The sequence below is a fragment of the Amaricoccus sp. genome (assembly GCF_017993425.1).
In the GTDB taxonomy this organism is placed as follows: Bacteria; Pseudomonadota; Alphaproteobacteria; order Rhodobacterales; family Rhodobacteraceae; genus Amaricoccus.
This window is the reverse complement of the sequence record NZ_JAGOMQ010000022.1, coordinates 55,870-73,219: the sequence shown is the minus strand read 5'-3', so window position 1 is coordinate 73,219 and position 17,350 is coordinate 55,870. Positions and strand designations below refer to the sequence as shown.

General features: G+C 68.4%; 21 protein-coding genes, 1 tRNA gene and 1 pseudogene. 2 read left to right on the top strand and 21 right to left on the bottom strand.

Features of this window, described 5'->3' with window-relative positions; all coding sequences use genetic code 11:
* The 6 genes and pseudogenes from KBB57_RS12125 to KBB57_RS12100 all read right to left on the bottom strand — a co-directional run.
* Nucleotides 1-235, bottom strand: a pseudogene (locus KBB57_RS12125) (transposase); the annotation flags it as partial.
* 154 nt (nucleotides 236-389) lie between these two features.
* Complete coding sequence (tnpB, locus tag KBB57_RS12120; protein WP_290750414.1) at nucleotides 390-737, bottom strand: IS66 family insertion sequence element accessory protein TnpB; 348 nt, start codon at nucleotides 735-737, stop codon at nucleotides 390-392.
* Complete coding sequence (locus KBB57_RS12115; RefSeq protein ID WP_290750412.1) at nucleotides 734-1,129, bottom strand: transposase; 396 nt, start codon at nucleotides 1,127-1,129, stop codon at nucleotides 734-736. The genes tnpB and KBB57_RS12115 overlap by 4 nt, the downstream gene beginning before the upstream one ends.
* A 206-nt stretch (nucleotides 1,130-1,335) precedes the next feature.
* Entirely contained in the window at nucleotides 1,336-2,088 is a 753-nt protein-coding gene (locus KBB57_RS12110) for an IS4 family transposase (protein ID WP_290750409.1), read from the bottom strand.
* 57 nt (nucleotides 2,089-2,145) lie between these two features.
* On the bottom strand, nucleotides 2,146-2,595 hold the full coding sequence (locus tag KBB57_RS12105; RefSeq protein WP_290750407.1) for a transposase DNA-binding-containing protein: 450 nt from the start codon (nucleotides 2,593-2,595) through the stop codon (nucleotides 2,146-2,148).
* 386 nt (nucleotides 2,596-2,981) lie between these two features.
* Nucleotides 2,982-4,232 (bottom strand): polyhydroxyalkanoate depolymerase, encoded by a 1,251-nt coding sequence (locus KBB57_RS12100; protein ID WP_290750404.1) that lies wholly within the window; start codon nucleotides 4,230-4,232, stop codon nucleotides 2,982-2,984.
* A gap of 189 nt (nucleotides 4,233-4,421) precedes the next feature.
* Here KBB57_RS12100 and KBB57_RS12095 point away from each other — a divergent pair, with 189 nt between their 5' ends.
* Nucleotides 4,422-4,742: a TIGR02300 family protein gene (locus tag KBB57_RS12095; RefSeq protein ID WP_290750401.1), complete on the top strand. Its 321-nt coding sequence runs from the start codon at nucleotides 4,422-4,424 to the stop codon at nucleotides 4,740-4,742.
* A 70-nt stretch (nucleotides 4,743-4,812) separates the two neighbouring features.
* Nucleotides 4,813-4,888, top strand: a tRNA-Ala gene (locus KBB57_RS12090).
* Between the two features lie 22 nt (nucleotides 4,889-4,910).
* Here KBB57_RS12090 and KBB57_RS12085 read toward each other — a convergent pair.
* From KBB57_RS12085 to KBB57_RS12015, 15 genes are all read right to left on the bottom strand, one after another.
* A complete protein-coding gene (locus KBB57_RS12085; RefSeq protein ID WP_290750399.1) occupies nucleotides 4,911-8,825 on the bottom strand; it encodes a glycoside hydrolase TIM-barrel-like domain-containing protein in 3,915 nt (1,304 codons plus the stop codon).
* 2 nt (nucleotides 8,826-8,827) lie between these two features.
* Entirely contained in the window at nucleotides 8,828-9,304 is a 477-nt protein-coding gene (locus KBB57_RS12080; protein WP_290750397.1) for an NlpC/P60 family protein, read from the bottom strand.
* Nucleotides 9,276-10,175 (bottom strand): DUF2163 domain-containing protein, encoded by a 900-nt coding sequence (locus KBB57_RS12075; RefSeq protein WP_290750394.1) that lies wholly within the window; start codon nucleotides 10,173-10,175, stop codon nucleotides 9,276-9,278. Before KBB57_RS12075 ends, KBB57_RS12080 begins: the two co-directional genes overlap by 29 nt.
* On the bottom strand, nucleotides 10,175-10,807 hold the full coding sequence (locus tag KBB57_RS12070; protein WP_290750391.1) for a DUF2460 domain-containing protein: 633 nt from the start codon (nucleotides 10,805-10,807) through the stop codon (nucleotides 10,175-10,177). The genes KBB57_RS12075 and KBB57_RS12070 overlap by 1 nt, the downstream gene beginning before the upstream one ends.
* 13 nt (nucleotides 10,808-10,820) lie before the next feature.
* Nucleotides 10,821-11,492 (bottom strand): phage tail tape measure protein, encoded by a 672-nt coding sequence (locus KBB57_RS12065; protein WP_290750389.1) that lies wholly within the window; start codon nucleotides 11,490-11,492, stop codon nucleotides 10,821-10,823.
* Nucleotides 11,492-11,716: a rcc01693 family protein gene (locus KBB57_RS12060; RefSeq protein ID WP_290750387.1), complete on the bottom strand. Its 225-nt coding sequence runs from the start codon at nucleotides 11,714-11,716 to the stop codon at nucleotides 11,492-11,494. Before KBB57_RS12060 ends, KBB57_RS12065 begins: the two co-directional genes overlap by 1 nt.
* Nucleotides 11,713-12,045 (bottom strand): gene transfer agent family protein, encoded by a 333-nt coding sequence (locus KBB57_RS12055; protein ID WP_290750384.1) that lies wholly within the window; start codon nucleotides 12,043-12,045, stop codon nucleotides 11,713-11,715. Before KBB57_RS12055 ends, KBB57_RS12060 begins: the two co-directional genes overlap by 4 nt.
* A complete protein-coding gene (locus KBB57_RS12050; RefSeq protein ID WP_290750383.1) occupies nucleotides 12,045-12,458 on the bottom strand; it encodes a phage major tail protein, TP901-1 family in 414 nt (137 codons plus the stop codon). Before KBB57_RS12050 ends, KBB57_RS12055 begins: the two co-directional genes overlap by 1 nt.
* A gap of 22 nt (nucleotides 12,459-12,480) precedes the next feature.
* Nucleotides 12,481-12,903: a DUF3168 domain-containing protein gene (locus KBB57_RS12045; RefSeq protein WP_290750380.1), complete on the bottom strand. Its 423-nt coding sequence runs from the start codon at nucleotides 12,901-12,903 to the stop codon at nucleotides 12,481-12,483.
* Nucleotides 12,900-13,241: a head-tail adaptor protein gene (locus tag KBB57_RS12040; protein ID WP_290750376.1), complete on the bottom strand. Its 342-nt coding sequence runs from the start codon at nucleotides 13,239-13,241 to the stop codon at nucleotides 12,900-12,902. The genes KBB57_RS12045 and KBB57_RS12040 overlap by 4 nt, the downstream gene beginning before the upstream one ends.
* On the bottom strand, nucleotides 13,238-13,837 hold the full coding sequence (locus KBB57_RS12035; RefSeq protein WP_290750374.1) for a hypothetical protein: 600 nt from the start codon (nucleotides 13,835-13,837) through the stop codon (nucleotides 13,238-13,240). The genes KBB57_RS12040 and KBB57_RS12035 overlap by 4 nt, the downstream gene beginning before the upstream one ends.
* Before the next feature lie 251 nt (nucleotides 13,838-14,088).
* On the bottom strand, nucleotides 14,089-15,288 hold the full coding sequence (locus KBB57_RS12030) for a phage major capsid protein (RefSeq protein ID WP_290750372.1): 1,200 nt from the start codon (nucleotides 15,286-15,288) through the stop codon (nucleotides 14,089-14,091).
* Nucleotides 15,289-15,329: 41 nt separating this feature from the next.
* Nucleotides 15,330-15,890: an HK97 family phage prohead protease gene (locus KBB57_RS12025; RefSeq protein WP_290750370.1), complete on the bottom strand. Its 561-nt coding sequence runs from the start codon at nucleotides 15,888-15,890 to the stop codon at nucleotides 15,330-15,332.
* 11 nt (nucleotides 15,891-15,901) lie between these two features.
* Nucleotides 15,902-16,147 (bottom strand): hypothetical protein, encoded by a 246-nt coding sequence (locus KBB57_RS12020; protein ID WP_290750367.1) that lies wholly within the window; start codon nucleotides 16,145-16,147, stop codon nucleotides 15,902-15,904.
* Entirely contained in the window at nucleotides 16,147-17,325 is a 1,179-nt protein-coding gene (locus KBB57_RS12015; protein WP_290750365.1) for a phage portal protein, read from the bottom strand. Before KBB57_RS12015 ends, KBB57_RS12020 begins: the two co-directional genes overlap by 1 nt.
* Between the last annotated feature and the right edge of the window lie 25 nt (nucleotides 17,326-17,350).

Below are 17,350 nucleotides of genomic sequence, written 5' to 3'. Positions count from 1 at the left end.
TCATCGCCGCCCAATCCGGCCCAAGGTCCACGTGCTGGAAGAACCGCTGCAAGCGCCGATAGGTCGACGCGATCTGCACGCCTCTCGCGCCGGCGCTGGCGATATGGCCGAGATTGACCGTGCGCGCGCCGATCATGCCCACCACGAGCATGCAGAGGGTCTCCAGGCGGCTCTTGCCGAGGCCGACATGGCCCCATAGCGTCCGGGAGAGGGCGGCGACGGCTCGGTGAGACATGGGACGATCCTTGCAAGGGAGTCGTCCAGTAGAATCCAACCAGCCGCCCTCAGCCAGCACTGTGTCGTGTAGTGTGAGGCCGGGGATCATGTCCCGAGTTTATCGCGCCTCCCCAATGCGTTGGAGCGAAATCGACCGCGCAGGCCGACGATTGTCACCCGGCGGCGGACGGCCGCCAGGTGTGCCGCGGGTTCCGCCAATCGATGCCCTCGAGCAGGTAGCCGAGCTGCGCCGCCGACACCGCCACCGCTCCGTCCGCCGGCGTCGGCCAGATGAACCGGCCGTGGTCGAGCCGCTTCACGTACAGCGACATGCCGACCCCGTCGTGCCACAGCACCTTCATCAGCTGCCCCCGCCGGCCCCGGAAGCAGAACAGCTCCCCGCCATGCGGATCGCGCCCGAGCCCCTGCTGCACCAGGAACGCCAGCCCGTTCATCCCCTTCCGCATGTCCGTCGCTCCGCCCGCGAGCCAGACCTTCGCCCCCGGCGGGAACGCGATCATGCCCGCTCCAGCACCGCGACGACCCGCGCCAGCGCCGCCGCATCGATCCCGACGCCAACGATCAGCCGCCGGCCGTTCCCGAGCACGATCTCGATCCGCTCTCCGCCCGACACCAGCTCGGATCTCGACGTCTCCTCGGGCGCCATCAGCACCGGCGCGAAGTTCGGCTGCCGGTCCACCGTCCCGAGCGTCCCCTCGCGAAACTGCCGTCGCCACGTCGTCAACAGCGACCGCGAGATCTCGTGCGCCCGCGCCGTCGCAGAAGCCATCCGCGATCCCCGGAAGCTCGCCTCCACGATCCGCAGCTTGTCCGCATCGCTCCACTGCCGGCGCCGCGCCGCGTCCGCCGCCGACAGAACCTCGATCTCCAGTCCGGACTTAAGGGCGACCATAAGGTCGCACCTATCACCATCGTCCGAACCCGGTCAGGCGGCCCTCCGACAACTCTTTCAGTTACGCACAGGCGTTTCCTGACCCTTCCGTATGGCGAAGCCGTCCACGAGATCGGCGAGACGTGAGAAGCCACGCCACATGATAGTAGTCCCTGGCGGAGCATCGTTCCGGCGGGCGAGGTAACCGCCGAGGCGGGCGACGCGCATCATGTAGAAGTCGAGGGTGCGTGTGACGGCCCGCCCAGGATCGGAGGAGGCATCGAGGAACTCGATCTCCAGGTCGGTGAAGACCGCCGCCGGGGCGGCGTCCGGATCGCTGCGCCGGGCATGGTCATCCAGTGGATGCGCCAGGCGACGACGCAGCAGAGCGCGATGCAGTTGGCGAGGCGATCGGCGGTGGTGAGCCTGACCTCCTCGACGCGGCATCCGGATTTTAGGGTCTTGAAGAAGGTCTCGATGCTCCAGCGCCGGGCGTACCAGCCAAGCTTGTGGATGGCATCGGCGTGGGATGCGACCTCGAGGTTGGTGATCAGCTTCCAGCACACCGACCGCCGATCTGCCGGCGGATCGATCTCCTCGGCATAGATGACCTGAAGCGTCTGATGTGCATAGAGCTTCTGCTTTCCGATCGGCGGCCGGACGACCATCGTCGCGAACTTCATCGCGAGGTTCGCCTCCTGCTCCTGACCCGAGGCATCGCGAAACCGAATCCGGTGGGTACCGCTGGGCGGCGTGTCCTGCATCACCCTGGCGATGGTCGTGCCGCCAGCTCCCGCGAGGCGATCAACGCAGGCGCGGACCAGGAAGTTCGTGCCCAGGTCCTGCGCCAGGCAGAAGAGCTCGTAGATGTCGCTCTCGCGATCGCCGATGTGGACGCAGTGCTCCGGCGCGCCGATCAGTTCGGTCGAGCGACGCAGATTGTCGAGCCAGCGGACGCTCTCCTTCTGGTCGATCGGCACGCGGGTCGGGTTGATCTTCCGCTTCAGCGCCGCCGTGCCCTTGAACTTGTCCCGCGATCAGACCTTCACCGCCGTGAGGCCGAGCGGCAGCCCGTCGGGCGTAACCGCGAGGCTGGCGTGCGACAGCAGGCCACACAGCGTGTGCTGGCGGAAGCGGCCGTCCTTCTCCTTGCACCCGGTGGAGGTCTTGGTGAAGCCGATCTTCTCGGGCGCGCTCCAGGTGAAGGAGAATTCCGTCGTGTCCTGGAGCACCAGGATCGGCCCCTCGACGACCTGCACGCGCAGGGCGGACGCCTGGAAGTGGCCGGCCAGTATCCTGTCCTCGCTCACCTTCTCGTTCGAGAAGAAGCGATAGGCGGCCTTGGTGTTCGCCCAGTCCTGAAACGCCGTCGGCAGCGATTTGCCCGGCCTCTCTCCCATCGCCGCCAGCATGGCGCCCAGCCGCCGGTTCAGCCGGGCGTCGCCCATGCCGCAAGCCGCCGTCTCCTCCTCCACCCAGCTTACCACCGCCCCGCACCTGCTCGCTTGTTGTAGGTGCCAGACAAGGCATCACGGTCGATTCAGGCTCTGCAACATCAAAGTTGCCCCACTTGTGGGTAACTGAAAGCCGAGGAGGAGGGTTACCTAGGAACTCGACCTCTCCTGGAGCACGCGGCAAAAGATTCTGCGGCACGCCGGAGTTCGAGTACGAACAGATCGTGCAGTCGCTGCCTCACAACAGGCACTGGATCGGGTCGGTGGAGGGGCAGGACTTCGCGTCAACTGCGACCATATCTCACTCAATCCAAGCAATTCGGCCCGCGGCTCACCCAAAAAACAGCCGGCGCGTGCCAGACAACCGCAACTGACGATACTTTTCGAGCGCGAAAATACATCAGCCCGATCTTTCCAGGTCATCGCATTTCGAACTCGGCACTACGAATAAACGCAGCTACCGCAGGCTGTATCAGCCGTCGCCATTTCGATCCGTTGAAGACGCCGTAGTGCCCCACGCCCTCGGCAACATACCGGCGGCGCAGAGACTCTGGGAGATTGATTACGAGATCATGTGCAGCTTCTGTTTGCCCTAAGCCCGTAATGTCATCCTTTTCCCCCTCAATCGTCATGAGAGCCACGTCTTCAACCACCTCAAGATAAACCCTCTCCCCTCGATAGTTATACTCCCCGATTGCCATAAGTCGCTTCTGAAAAACCCGCTCGATAGTCTGCAAATAAAAATCTGCTGAAAGATCCATCACCGCAAGATACTCATCGTAGAAGCGACGATGCGAATCGCTGCTGTCCCCATCACCTCGGACAAGATTTCTGAATTGACGGACATGAGCATCAACGTGTCGGTCAACATTCATAGCCAAAAAACTAGACAGTTGCAAAAAACCTGGATAGACTCGCCGCATAAATCCTCTGTTTGGCCAAGGGACATGCACAACTACATTGTTATCGAACCAAGCTAAAGTTCGCTTGTTTGCAAGTTCATTCGGCTGCTTCGGATTGCGTGCGGTGTCGATCGGAGAGCCCATCAGGACGACAGAGGCGGGCCGTCTTGGGTTTCCTCTCATAGCCATCAGCGCGGCCGCAGCCATCACCGGAATGCCCGGCTGACACACTGCCATCACGCAAATGCGCCTGCCATCCTGCGATAGGTGGTCGATCATCTCGATGACATAGTCGGTATAGTCGTCGAGATCGAACGTGCCGTCCGTGACCGGAACCTCGCGCGCGTCGATCCAGTCCGTGATGTACACATCATGCTCGGGAAGCATTGCCTCGACGGTTCCCCGCAGCAGGGTCGCGTAGTGGCCAGACATCGGCGCTACGATCAAGACCCGCGGATCGCCACGAGACAGGTCTTCCGCCAGATCACGACGGAAGTGCAGAAGATCGCAAAACGGCCGTGACCAAACTGTCTCCTCCACGACCGACGTCTCTTTGCCCTCCACGACAGTGGTAGCTATGCCAAAGCTTGGCTTCCCATAGCGCCGCGTCGCGTTGATGAACATCTCTAGGGCCGCTGAGACCGCACGCGTGCCATACGCGCCAGGCATGAAGTTGAGCGGATGGCGGATAACCTGCTGGCCCATCTGCGCGGCTGCGCGCATCGGCGAGATCGCAGCGTGGGTCATCTCATAGGCGTGGTACAGCATCCCATTCCCCCGGGAAACTTTATTGCTCGCAGCCCGGCGCAACCTACTTCGTTTTTGCGGCGCATCAAGGAGGCGTGCGGCTCCATCCTACGGGCTGTGACATTTCACTGACAGATCGGGCTTTGACAAAGGTTACCGTCTGTGGCACCCGGCGGCCGAGTCCGTCATCCGACATTCCGAGGTTTCTTCATGCCCAAGGACGAATGGGGAGCCAAGCGCATCTGCCCGAGTTGCGCGACGCGCTTCTACGATCTTCGCCACGATCCAGTGAGTTGTCCGGCCTGCGGGGCGACTTTCGGCGTGGATACGCTGAGTGCGGTGAAAGCAAAGGCTCCGCGCTCCGAGAAGGCCAAGCCAGAACCAGTCGATATGGACGATCTGCCCGATATTGATGGCGATGAGGTGATCGCCGATGACGACGATCTCGCCGACGATATCCTTGAGGACGAAGAGGACAACGTCGACCTCGAGGAGATCGCAGATGTTGCGGGTGAGGAGGAAGAGGGCTGAGCCGGGGGAACTTTCCCCTTGAAGTCGCAACGCGCGCCGCATAAAGACCCGCACGCGCGGCGCGCAGAACGGGGCCATAGCTCAGCTGGGAGAGCGCTTGCATGGCATGCAAGAGGTCAGGGGTTCGATCCCCCTTGGCTCCACCAATCTCACGGAATTGGACTGACTTTAGGTTGCTAACCTAACCGACAATCGCGCATACGGGCCAGGCCCAAACCGGTCGGAGACTTGGGCGACGGCCAGGTTGATCGTTGCCAAGTTGCCGTCCGCGACTTGCATTGATTGATCGTATATAAATCGCGGCGCGCTTGGCCACGCTTCGCGAACCGTCCGTCCATCCGAAACGAGAAGAATATTATAAACTTCCCGATCTTCACCGATCGGTGCTTCCGCCCCTTCCCAACTGTCGCCGTCAATTCTGGTGCGGCGCACCCAAGAGATTTCCACATCCCCATTCGAAACACGAGTCACACGAAGATGCGCCGGACGATAGGGTCGCAGGCCGACACCTGCAAACCTCCGCACTTCATGGAGAAAACTGGCATCGCTGTAACGTCTGGAAGACGGGCCGACGCGATAGTGTCGGACCAATCCGCGCGCTGAGGCGGGGAGATCGAGTTGCACGACGCCGCTGTCAAGCAGCACAAAATCCGCGCCCGCAGGGATGTCGGCCTGCATGATACCGTCGGTGCCCGCCTGTCCGCGTAGGAGTCCCCTGAGCGCGTATTCGTTGCGGCCGACCAGCGACGCCTCTTCGAACTGGATGACTTCCCACTGACCCTCGGCGTGGCGCACAGCGGCCGCGTTCGCGCCGTTCAGAATGCCTTGCTCGTTCGAACTCCGAAGCGCACCCGAGGCGAGGCGAACACCCACCTCGCCCCGCCACCACATGCCCGCGCTCGCCGCCGGCATGGGGCTAACTGTTTCGCCAAGAACACCGGGCCGCAGAATGCGCTGATTGAGCGCATATCCGTGGTCGCTCGTCGCCGAATAGACCGCGACTGGTCCGATCCAAGGCGTTTGCGTAACCGCGATATATGGCGCATGCGGAACCTCGGTCCCCGACATGAGTGGCAAGTCCAGAAACTCGGCATAGACTGGCCGAGGAACCTGAACGTGGCGCCTCGCCACCCGCGCAGGCGCGTAGACTGAAGCGCGATAGAGCGCCGGCTCGATCCGAACACAGGTGAACGAGCGGCGGCCTGCCTCCTCCACGCGATCGACCCTGTAGAGGTCGGCGGCGCCATCGCGCGCCAGGGAAACCACGTCCCCCGACGTAATCGCCAAGCTCGATGGCGGCAGGGCGAACTCGGCCATATCCCGTGCGACCGACGTCTCGCTGAGCCATCGCTCCGCGATCGCCCCCGCCTGCTGGTCCGTCAGCACCACCGGCACGGACGATTGCGAGGCATCGGGCTCCGATCGCTCGGGAGACACCGCCTCAGCAACGCCTGGCTGATAGTCGGCGTCCCCTCGGAGATACCCCAGCGCAACCCGACCGGGCGACTCGGTCTGGGCGACGCGGGTGAGCGCAAGCGTGGGAGCCGACGGCGCCAACGCGAGGTCGTCGAGCGCCAGGGTCGCGCGCACCTGGCCGTCCTTCTCGGCGAACGCCACTTTCGTCTCCAGCGTATAGCTGTCGAAAGCGTAAACCAGCATCAACGGCTGCAAGCTCTGCCGGGCGCTCTCGACGCTTCCGATCTGATAACCCGTCACAGTTCCGTTGAGGGCCGAGACGTCCGTTTCGCCAGCGCCGGCCCGCTGGGAAATCTCCGCCACGACTTCGCCCAGGGAGGGCATCCCCAGCCTACCGTTGATCCAATGTCCCCGATCGTAGTTCCCGCCATCCGCCCAGGTTTCGAGGCGATCGGGGAAGTCAGGCCACGGCCTAGCGTCCCATGCCCAGACGAACGCGCGCGACGTGTCGACCATTCGCCCGACGTAGCGGTTGGACTCAGGATTGTTGCCCGAGCTGGCCCAGTAAGAATAAATGGCCTGAAGGTAGCGCTGCTGAATATAGTCGTCGCGCGCCTCGCTCGAATGATACGGGAAGAAGCTCTCCGCGGACTTCGGATCATAAAAGACGTTCGGCTGGTTCGTTCCCTTGTCCACAGCGGGACATCCGAGCTCCGTGAACCAGATCGGCTTCGAGCGAGGCTCCCAAGCCGTTGTATGCGCCGCCCGTACGCCCCCTACCCGGTCGTGGTGCGGACGGGACCACCAGCTCCGTATGTCCTTGTATCTGAACACCCATGACTCGCCGAACGCGCCGTCGGCGATCGGCGTACGCTCCTGCCGGAGCCTCGCCTCCTCACTCGCATAGTACCAGTCGAACCCTTCGCCGCCGGCCACGTTGCCACGCAGATAGTCGAGGTTATAGATGGAACCCGCGGCGGCGTCGGCATGTCCCGAGCCGTCTCGCCAGTCGGAGAGCGGCATGTAGTTGTCGATTCCGACAAAATCGATCGCCGGATGCGCCCAGAGCGGATCGAGATGAAACAGGACATCCCCGGAGCCGTCCCCCGGCTGGTGCCCGAAATACTCCGACCAGTCCGCGGCGTACCCGATCTTGGTTTGCGGCCCCAACACCGTCCGGACGTCCGCCGCGAGCGCACAGAGCTCCCGCACCGCTGGATAGGCGTCCGCCGCGTCCCGAATCTGCGTCAGTCCCCGCATCTCGGAGCCAATGCAAAACGCGTCAACGCCGCCTGCCAAAACGCAGAGGTGGGCATAGTGCAGGATGAAACGGCGGTACGACCACTCCGCGGGGCCGCGATAGACCACCGCGCCGCCCTCGACCGCGAAATCCGACGGCCGAGCCGCTCCAAAGAACGCCGCAACCTCCGCACCCGCCGCCACCGACTTATCGGACGAGCCGGGCCTCCCCGGCGCGACGCCCAGGGTGATCCTCCCCCGCCACGGAGCACGAGGCTGCTCCGCGCCGTTGCCCCAGGGATCAGGCAATCCGTTGCCGGCTTGCAGGTCCATGAGGATGAACGGATAGAACATAACCGACAGGCCGCTCGTCGCCATGTGCCGGATGGCCTCGATCACCGAGGCGTCCGCAGGCGTCCCGCCGAACGCGGGTCGATCTTCCATACGGCTGACCTGCTTCGCCGCGGAACGGCCGACGCCGGAAACAACCCACGGCATGGGCCGCCCGTCCGCTTCCACCTGCTCCACGGCCGGCTGAATCGTGCAGGAGCCGCAGCGCAGGTCGTCCCCGAACCAGCTCACCACCAGGGAAAGCGCGCGGGCCGCCGGCAGGTCCGCCCGCATCTGCTCGAGCGACGCCACAAGGTCCGGCATCCCGCGATCATTGTTGACGTTCGCGAACTCCGACCGTCCCTTGCCGCGCCCGTAGTGGACCGGCGTGGTCGCCAGCGCATACTCCCCGGTGCCCGGCACGAGCGCCACCGCCCGCACATCCTCGGCCGGGTGACGGGCCCCTGCCGAGACCGACGCCCGACGCATCACCTCGAAATTGAACTGCGGTATGCGATTCCCGAAGGGCGTCAGGTCCAGGTTCTCGAAGACGACATAGGCCACGCCGCGGTAGGCCGGCGCCTCCTCGTCCCCCTCGATCGCCGCAATCAGCGGATCCGGGACCTGCTCCTCGTCGCCCAGGTGAAGCCGCCAGGTGATCTCCGCCAGATCGAGGGGCTGGCCGTCCGCCCAGACCCTGCCCACCCGGACGACGGCGCCTTCGCAAAGCGCGACGGCGAGGCTTATCGAATAGCTGTATTCCTTGACCTTTTGCGCGCCCGCGCCGCCCTTGCCCCCGACGCGCGTTGTATCGACGTCCTCGAGGAACCGGCTGGACCAGATGATCTGCCCTGCGACCCGCACACGCCCGAAGACACGGGGGAGGCATTCGCCCTCCCCCGCCCCCATGACCTTGAACCGCTCGGCCCGCCCGGTCTCCACCGTTTCCGAGCCCGCGCCGGTCAGGCGCTGATCAATGACCGCGCCGAGCGTCGCGCCCACCGCCTTGCCGATCACGCCGGTGGCCATGCCGGCCACCGACCCGCCGAAAGAGCCGCCGATCGCCGCGCCGGCGGCGGAGAGGAGCAGGGTGGCCATTCTCAATCCCTTTCGAGCGGAAACCGAAATGCGCCGACGACCCGGCGAGACCAGGCCGGCGTCAACGGCGACTCCACCACGCCGTGACCGCAATAGGCGTGGATCAGCGTCTCGTGCCCAGCCGCCGAACGCGCGAGCACCCCGACGTGCTTGGCCACCGCGATGTCCGCCATGCGCAACACCAGGACATCGCCGGATCGGCGCTCCGCAAGCTCCACGGGGTCCAGATGCCGTCTCGCGGCCAGCAGCAGGTCCTCGGTCTGGCCGGTTTCGGACCAGTCCGGGGTATAGGCGGGCGGCCGCTCCGGCTCCACGCCGAGGAGTTCCCGCCACAGTCCACGCACCAGCCCCAGACAGTCCGTGCCGGCGCCGCGACAACTCGCCTGATGGCGGTAGGGCGTTCCGATCCAGGCTCGCGCCCGCGCCACGACAACCTCGTCGGGCGAGGCGCTATCCGCGTCCGAGTTTCGAGCCATCATTCACCTCGCCGCTCCGCGGATACGCCGCGACCCAGTCATCGCCCGGGATGTGCGGGAATCCGCGGAAATTCAGGAAGTTCGAGAACTTGGCCCGGCAGGTTTCCGGGCTCTTGTCGCAGCCGGCGAAGATGCGGAACCTATCGCCCGGAGCGATCGCCGCCCCGGGCCGAACCCAGAGCGCCACGCGCCGGCCACCGTCGCCAAGCGCGGCGTCCACCCGGACCGCGGCGTTCATGCCGGCGTTCGCGCCGCTGAGCCAGCTCAGCACGCCGCCCTTGAACCAGCCGGCCTGAAACCCGCCCAATCCGGCCGCGACCGTGAACGTGTCCGCTTCCGACACCGCCGTGACCTCCGCCTCGGCGGAGAACCCCGGCGCGTTCCTGTCGAAGCGGCACTTCTCGTCGCCGAGACGTCGATCGCAACGCCGCTGGATCGTGCGCCCCACCGCGGCGTTGAGCGCCTCGGTCGGCCCGCGCAGCTCCACCTCGAAGGCGCCGTCCGCCCGTCGGATCTCGCCGAAGGCGCCGGCGAAGAGCACAACCCGCAGTTCCGGCCGCTGCCAGTCGACGAGCCACTGTTCGATCGACGCGCGGTCGAAGCGCCCGGCGCGAACGTCCGCCTCCGTGACGCCGGCATCGGTCAGCGCGCCCATCACGTCCGCGTTGTCGACCGCAAGCCCCGTCGACGACTGCACCGCCGAAGAATCGAGCCCGCTGCTCGCCGCGAAGACCGTGCCGTCGAACGACAGGTCGCCGTCGTGATCCGTGAAGCCGAACACCCGCCCGTCCTGTCGCCGCACCCGCCAGCAGCGGCATAGCGTCGTCGCGCCGCTGTCGAGCCGCGCCTGAAGCTCCGCAGGAACGACGCGCATCAGACCCGGACCTCGACCACCGGGATCGACGGGATCTCGCCCGCGGCGAAGCTCGAGAGGCTCGTCGCGATCCGGTCCGCGTCGAAACGGACCGGCACGTCGAATTCGAACCCCGCCGTGATCGCCGCGCCCGCCGCCGGGGCCGCCTCGAAGAGCACCCTACCGCGCGTGTGGTCGACCGAATGCCCCTGCCCCGCTGCCAGCGCGACGCCGGCGCGCCCGACGAGCACGGTGCCGTCGACCGGCTTCGTCACCGGTCGCAGATAGGCGTCCTCGCCCGTCCCGTACCGCTTGGTCAGCTGGAACTCCCGGCGCGTCCCGTCACCGACGCCGATCGCCTGATCGAACGGCCGGGGCGTCTCCGACGGCCGGCAGGAGCGGAAATCCGTCCAGTCCTTCCAGCGAAACCCGTAAAGCTGCCCGCGCCGCGCCTCGAAGAAGGCGATGACCTCCGCGAGGTCGTCGAGCGACCGGACGCCGAGCCCGGCGTCGTAGCGCCGACGCGAATGCGCCCACGGACTATTGCGCTCCTCGAAGCCGCTCCGCAGCTCGACGATCTCCGTCCGCCGCTCCGGCCCGCCGCTCGACCCGACGGACAGCGGCGCGGGAAACCGAACCTCATGGAAACTCATCCGCCTCACTCCCTCAGAGATTGCGCCGTCCGCGCTTCATCGCGCGCGACAGCTCGGCCGCGATCTGCCCCTGCGAGCGCTGGAAGGTAGCCGCATCCGGCGTCGAGACGTTCATCGTGACGTTGATCGTCCCGCCGCCGCTTCCGCCGCCCGTCCGCACGCCGAGACGGCCGTCGGCGCCGCGCGCCAGCGGCATGATCGCCTCCGGCCCCGCCTCGCCCATCAGCCCGACCCCGCCGCGCATCGGGAAATGCGTCGGCCCGTCCACCACGCCGCCGCGCGCGAAGGCGGCGACGCGACCGCCCGACAGGACGCCGCCCTTCGCGAACGGGAGCAGCCCGCCGAGGATCGACTGCAACCCCCCGGCGAGCGCCCCCCCGACCGACTTCTGGACCGGCGCCAGCGCCTGGTTCAGCAGCGCGCCCGACAGGCTCCGCCCGAGCGAGGAGAACACCTCCGACGCCCGCTTGCCGTCGAAGACCAGCCCCTCGAACGCCCGGCTGAGCGAGGTCGTCACCGACCGCGACATCCCCGTCGCCTGCGTGCCTGCGTCCTTGAGGCTGCCGCCCATCCCGTCGAGCTCGCGCCGGAACGCCGAGGTCACCCCCTCGAGCCCCGCCATGCTGCCCTCGAGCCCGGCCAGCTGCGCGTCGAGCCGGTCGATCTGGTTCTCGTAGTCCGACATCATCCCTCCTGCGCGGCCCGGCCCGGCGCGCTCGCGCCGCGCGACCGGTCCGGATAGAGCGCCATCAGCGCCTCGAGCCCGGCGCGCCGCATCGGCGCCGGCCCGGCCTCGACCCCGGCGAGAAGCATCAGCTCCGCCGGGGTCAGATCCCAGAACACGCCCGGGGCGAGGCCGAGCTCGACCATCCCGAGCCGCATCAGCCGCGCCCAGGCGATCCCGGTCACGCCGCCTCCTCGTCCTCGCCCGGCACGCTGAAGGTGAGCTTCAGGAGCCGCGCCGCCGCCTGCGCCGCGACCACCGGCCCGCCGTCGATCCGGAGCGCCAGGAGCTCCGGCTCGCTCACCCGCCAGCCGCCGCCGTTCAGGCCCGCGACGAGCAGCGCCACCAGGTCGCGGACCCGGAAGCCGCCCGTCTCGAACCGCCCGATCATCTCCATCAGCGAATCCGACTTCAGCCGCGCCTCGAGCTCGGCCAGCGCGCCGAGCGTCAGCCGCATCGGCCGCGGCTCGCCGTCGACGACGAGGTCGACCTCCCCGCGGAACGGGTTGGCCATCAGATCGCCTCGAAGCTCACGGCGCCCGCCGAGGCGAGCGACAGCTCGTAGACCGCCTCGCCGTCGTGGCTGCCGGAATACTCCAGCCCGGTGATCTGGAACGGCCCCGACACGATGCCGAAGCTCGGGATCACCACCTGGAACCGCGGGATCTCGCCCGCGAAGAAGATCGCCCGCGCCCGCTCGTCCGTCGCCGCGTCGCGGAACACCCCGGAGCCCGAGATCGACGCGCTGCGCACGCCCGCGCCGGACAGCAGCTCCCGCCACCGCCCCTCACTGCCGAGGTTGGTCACGTCGACCGTCTCGGCGTTGAAGGCGATCCGCGTCGCCCGCAATCCGGCGATGGTCTCGAAGGCGCCGGCCCCGGTCAGGTCCAGCTTGATCAACAGGTCCTTGCCTCTCTGGGCCGCCATGTCCTCGTCCTCTCGATGAAACTCAGTCGTCCTGGTCCAGAACCGCCCGGAACCGCAGCGCCACGCGCCGCTTCTCCGGGGCCGGACCCCGCTCCGCCCGCGCCCGCAGGAACCGCAGGCCCACCAGCCGCCCGGCCGCGAGCTCCAGCGGCGCGTCGATCAGGCAGGCGCAGACCGCGCCCGCGATCCGCTTCGCCCGGTCGAACCCGTCGCGGCCCGAATGCACCGCCACCGTGAAGTCATGCACCGCGCCCCGGCTCGTCTTGCTGCCGAAGGCGCGCGCCTCCTCCTCGCCGAGCGTCACGTAGTCCGCCGCCGCGGGCTCCGCCCCGCGCTCCAGCGGCCCGTCGTGGATCGCCTCGCCGACCAGCGCGGCCACCGCGAGATCCCCCGCCAGCCGCCCGTAGACCGCCGCCTGCAAGGCGGCCGCGAATTCGTAGCTCACGACGCCACGCCCTCCTCGGCGACGATCTCCAGGTACCGCCCGGCCGGATCGGCCTCGGCCACCGCGAGGATGTCGAAGACCCGCTCCCCCTCGCGCAGCCGCTGCTCCGCCCGCGGCCGCGACGGCGCGCCGACAGGCGCTCCCCGCACAACGATCCGGTACGGAACCCGCGACGCCGGCCGCTCGCCCGCGAAGACCTCGCGGCCCGTGCGCGCCGTCACCTCCGCCCAGAGCACGCCAAGCGCCCGCCAGCTCACCGTCTGGCCGCCCGACCCGTCGGGCGCGACCTCGCGCGCCTCCAGGGTCAGGCGGCGTGAAAGCCGGACCGCCCGCGTCACGCGGCGCTCCCGCCGAGCCGGGCGGCGCGATAGGACTCGATCAGCACCAGAACCCCGAAGGGCATCGCCCCCGGCGCGACGTCGCTGTCGCTGCGGTTCTCGAAATAATGCGCCGCCAGCAGGAACACCGCCTGCCGCAGGTCCGCCGGAACCGAGGCCCAGGCCTCGCCGAACCCCGCCTCGAAGCGGATCTCTGCATGGCCAGCGCTCGGGATGCGCGGCAGGCTGCGGCCGAAGCGGCCGACGATCCGCGGCCGCTGGCTGTCGCGATGCAGCGACCAGGCCGCCGGATCGACCGGCTCGGCGTCGCCGTCGGCATCGACGAGCGCCACCGCCTCCACCGCGCGCACCGGCCCGATCGGCAGGCCCTGGCAGGCGTCCTCGCGCCAGCGCGTCACCGTCAGCGTGAAGGGCCGCGCGAGCAGCGCCCGGCCGATCCGCGCCTCGATCGCCGCCATGGCCGAACGGAGATAAAGCTCGAGCGCGGCGTCGAGCGAGCCGTCGTCGGCGAAGCCCGTCCCCAGCCGCAGGTGCTCGGCGAAGGCGCGCACCGGAACCGCCCCGGCGGCCGGCGCGCTCACTTCGGTCAGGATCATCTGGAATTCTCCCTCAGGGCCCGGGCCCGGTCAGTGCGAAGCGAGACGCCGCGACCCCCTCCGGTCACGGCCATGAACAGGCACGCCCCCGCGCCGCCCGAGCGAAAGGGAGCAGCAGCCGGAGAACGCGGGGACGTGCCGGCCCGCCCCTTGCGGGGACGGACCACCGACGCGGCCGGCGGGGCGCCCCCGCCGCCGCCGACCGCGCCGGATCAGGTGACGGACGGGACCACGCCCCGCCCGCCCGTGCCTCAGCTCGCCGCGAACTTCAGCAGCTTGATCGCCGCGAAGTCGCTGACGTCGCCGCCGATCCGCTTCGTGGCGTAGAAGAGCACGTGCGGCTTGGCCGAGAACGGGTCGCGCAGGATGCGCAGGTCCGGCCGCTCCGCCACGGTGTAGCCGGCGCGGAAGTCGCCGAAGGCGACCGCGAAGGCGTTGGCGGCGATGTCCGGCATGTCCTCGGCGATCAGCACCGGATAGCCCATCAGGCGGGCCGGCTCGCCGGCGGCGAGACCGTCCGACCACAGGAAGCGGCCGTCCGCGTCCTTCATCTTGCGCACGGCGCCGGCGGTCTTCGAGTTCATCACGAAGGTCGCGTTGGCGCGGTAGCGGGCGCCGAGCGCATAGACGAGGTCGACGATCGCGTCGGCCGGGTCGCTGCCCGAGAAGTCGCCCGCCGAACCGGTCGGCACGTAGCCGAGCGAGCCCCAGGCGAAGAGGTCGTTGTCGACCTTGGGATAGTTCAGGAAGCCCGTGGGCTTCTCGACGCCGTCGCCGTTGACGAAGGCCGAGGCCTCGGCGCGGCTGAACTTGTCGGCGATGCGCTGGGCGAGCCAGCCCTCGACGTCGAAGGCGCTGTCGTCCAGCAGCCGCTGCGAGGCCTTGGGCAGCGCGGCGAGCTCATGCAGCGGGATCGAGATGCGATCGACCTGCGGGGTGCCGGTCTCGCCGGTCGTCGTCGCCTCGGACGCCCAGCCCGAGCCGATGTCGGTGTGGTCGACCAGCACGTCGAAGGCGCCGGACTCGACCTGCACCACGTTGGCGATCGCCCGGATCGAGGCCGAGGAGCGCAGGACGCCGACGATCTCGGCAGCGGTCTGCGGGTCGACCAGATAGCCGCCGTCCGCCGCCACGGCGGTCGAGAGCGCCTTGCCCTCGATCACGAGGCCGCGGAGCGCGTCGTCGTCGCCCGAGCGCAGGTAGGCGCCGAAGGCCTTCTTGTGCGGGGCCTCGCCCTCGACACGGCCGAGGGGCGGGCGGGAGGTCGCGATGGATTTGCGGTCGAGCATGGCCAGACGGGTGTCCTGTTCCTTGAGCTTCGCTTTGATTTCAGACTGGAAGGCCCCGAACTCGCCGAGGAACCCGCTGAGGGCCGCCTTCACTTCCTGGGCCGGGTTGAAAACCGGCGCGGCGGCGCTGCCCGCGCCGGACGCTGCTTCAGACTTCTGCATGAGACTGGTCCCTTGCTTGCTGTTCCTTTCGCCGGCGTCGGTCACGCCAGCATCTCCCGCGCCGCGCGGAAGGTCTCCGCGAGCGTCCGCGCCAGCTCGGCGTCGCCCTCGGCGGGCTCCGCCTGCACCCGCGCCTGCGGCAGCATCGGGAAGGTCACGAGCGACACCTCCCAGAGCTCGACCTCGTGCAGGAGCCGCCCGCCCGCGCCCGACTTCTCGGAGCGGATCGTGCGGTAGCCGATCGAGAGCCCGTCGATCGCCCCGGCCTGGAGGAGCACATGCGCCTCCCGGGCCGCCTGAACCTCGAGGAGGAGCCGGCCCTTCACGAAAAGGCCCCGCTCGTCCTCGCGCACCTCGTCCCACACGCCGATCGGGCGCGTCGGGTCGTGCTGCCACAGCATCTTGACCGCGTGGCCGCTGCGGGAGAGCCGCGCGAGCGAGCCGGCATAGGCCCCCTTCTGCACCGCGTCGCCGCCCTGGTCGGTCGCGCCGAACAGGCTCGCGTACCCGGCGATCACCGCGCCGTCCTTCAGCGCCAGCTCGCCGTCGAAGCGGCGGAACTTGGTCTCGAGCGCCGGATAGCCGGCGATGCCTTGCGTCATGGTTGCGTCCCTCAAGAGATGCTCATGCGGATCAGCCCGTAGGCGATGTCGGCGAGGATCAGCGACGCCGCGCCGTAGACGGCGACCCAGACCCGCCCCTCCAGCCGCTCCAGCGTCTCCTCGATGTCCTCGAGGCGCCGCTCCAGCTGTCGCCAGCGCTCCTCGGTGATGCGCTCGTTCGCATCGATGCGGACATGCGCCGCGTCGAAGGGCTCGTAGAGGAACCGCGATCCGCCCCCACGGGCCGCGGCGCGCATCAGGCGCCGCCCGCGGCCGGCAGGCCGAGCAGCTGGCGCTTCTCCGCGTCGCTGAGAAAGCTCGCGCCGGCGATCCGCCGCCACAGCGCCTCGCGCTCCTCGGCGAGCGCCGGCACGTTGTCGTCATCGACCTTCAGCTGGAAGCCCTCGCCGTAGTAGAGCGGCAGCCAGCCCGAGATCGCCGCCATGGTCTTCGCGACCATCGGCAGCACCGTCAGCCTGTAGAACGCCCGGTGCGCCTCGGCGTAGTTCGCATAGGTGTTGTCACCCGGCAGCCCGAGCAGCATCGGCGGCACCCCGAACGCGAGCGCCACGTCGCGCGCCGCCGCCTCCTTGGTGCGATGAAACTCCATGTCCGAGGGCGAGAACCCCATCGGCTTCCAGTCGAGCCCGCCCTCGAGCAGCATCGGCCGCCCGGCGTTCCGCGCGCCCTGGTGGTTGATCTCCAGCTCCTCGACCAGCCGCGCATACTGGTCGGCGCCCAGCGCCCCGTGCCCGTCGACGCCGCGATAGACGATCGCGCCCGAGGGCCGCGCCGCGTTGTCGAGCAGCGCCTTCGACCAGGCCGCGGCCGAGTTGTGCACGTCGATCGCCGCCGCCGCCGACTGCAGCGGGCTCAGCCCGTAATGGTCGTCCTGCGGATGGAAGCTCTTGACGTGCAGCACCGGCGGCCGCTCGGCCCGCATGTCGAAGACATGCTTCTTCGCGCCCACCGCATACTCGAACGCCACCGGCCAGCCGTCCGTCCCCGGAACCACCGTCATCCGGTCCGACCGCAGCACGTAGAGCTCGCGCGGCCCGCCGCCCGCCACCTCGCCCGCCGCCTCCAGATAGGCGTCGCCGGTCAGCAGCAGATAGCCGTAGAACGCCTCCATCAGCTCCGCGCCGCTCTGCCCCGGATTGGGCGACACGAGAAGCTCCAGCAGCGGATGCGCGTCGAACCGCCGCGCCGCGTCCTGCACCACCAGCGGCACCGCCGCCGCCGCCTCGGCGATCAGCTTCACGCAGCGGAACGCCACCGGGTTGCCCTGGAAGCCGATACGGGTCAGCGTGGGCACGTCGCGCGACGACCAGGCCGCCCGCCCCGCCCCGTGGAACGCCAGCGTCGGCGCCGCGGCCGAGGACTTCGCCTCGGGCGCCGCCGGCGGCTTCGACATGCGGAATATCTGCCAGACCATGGCCAGCCTGCTCCTTGCTGTCTGC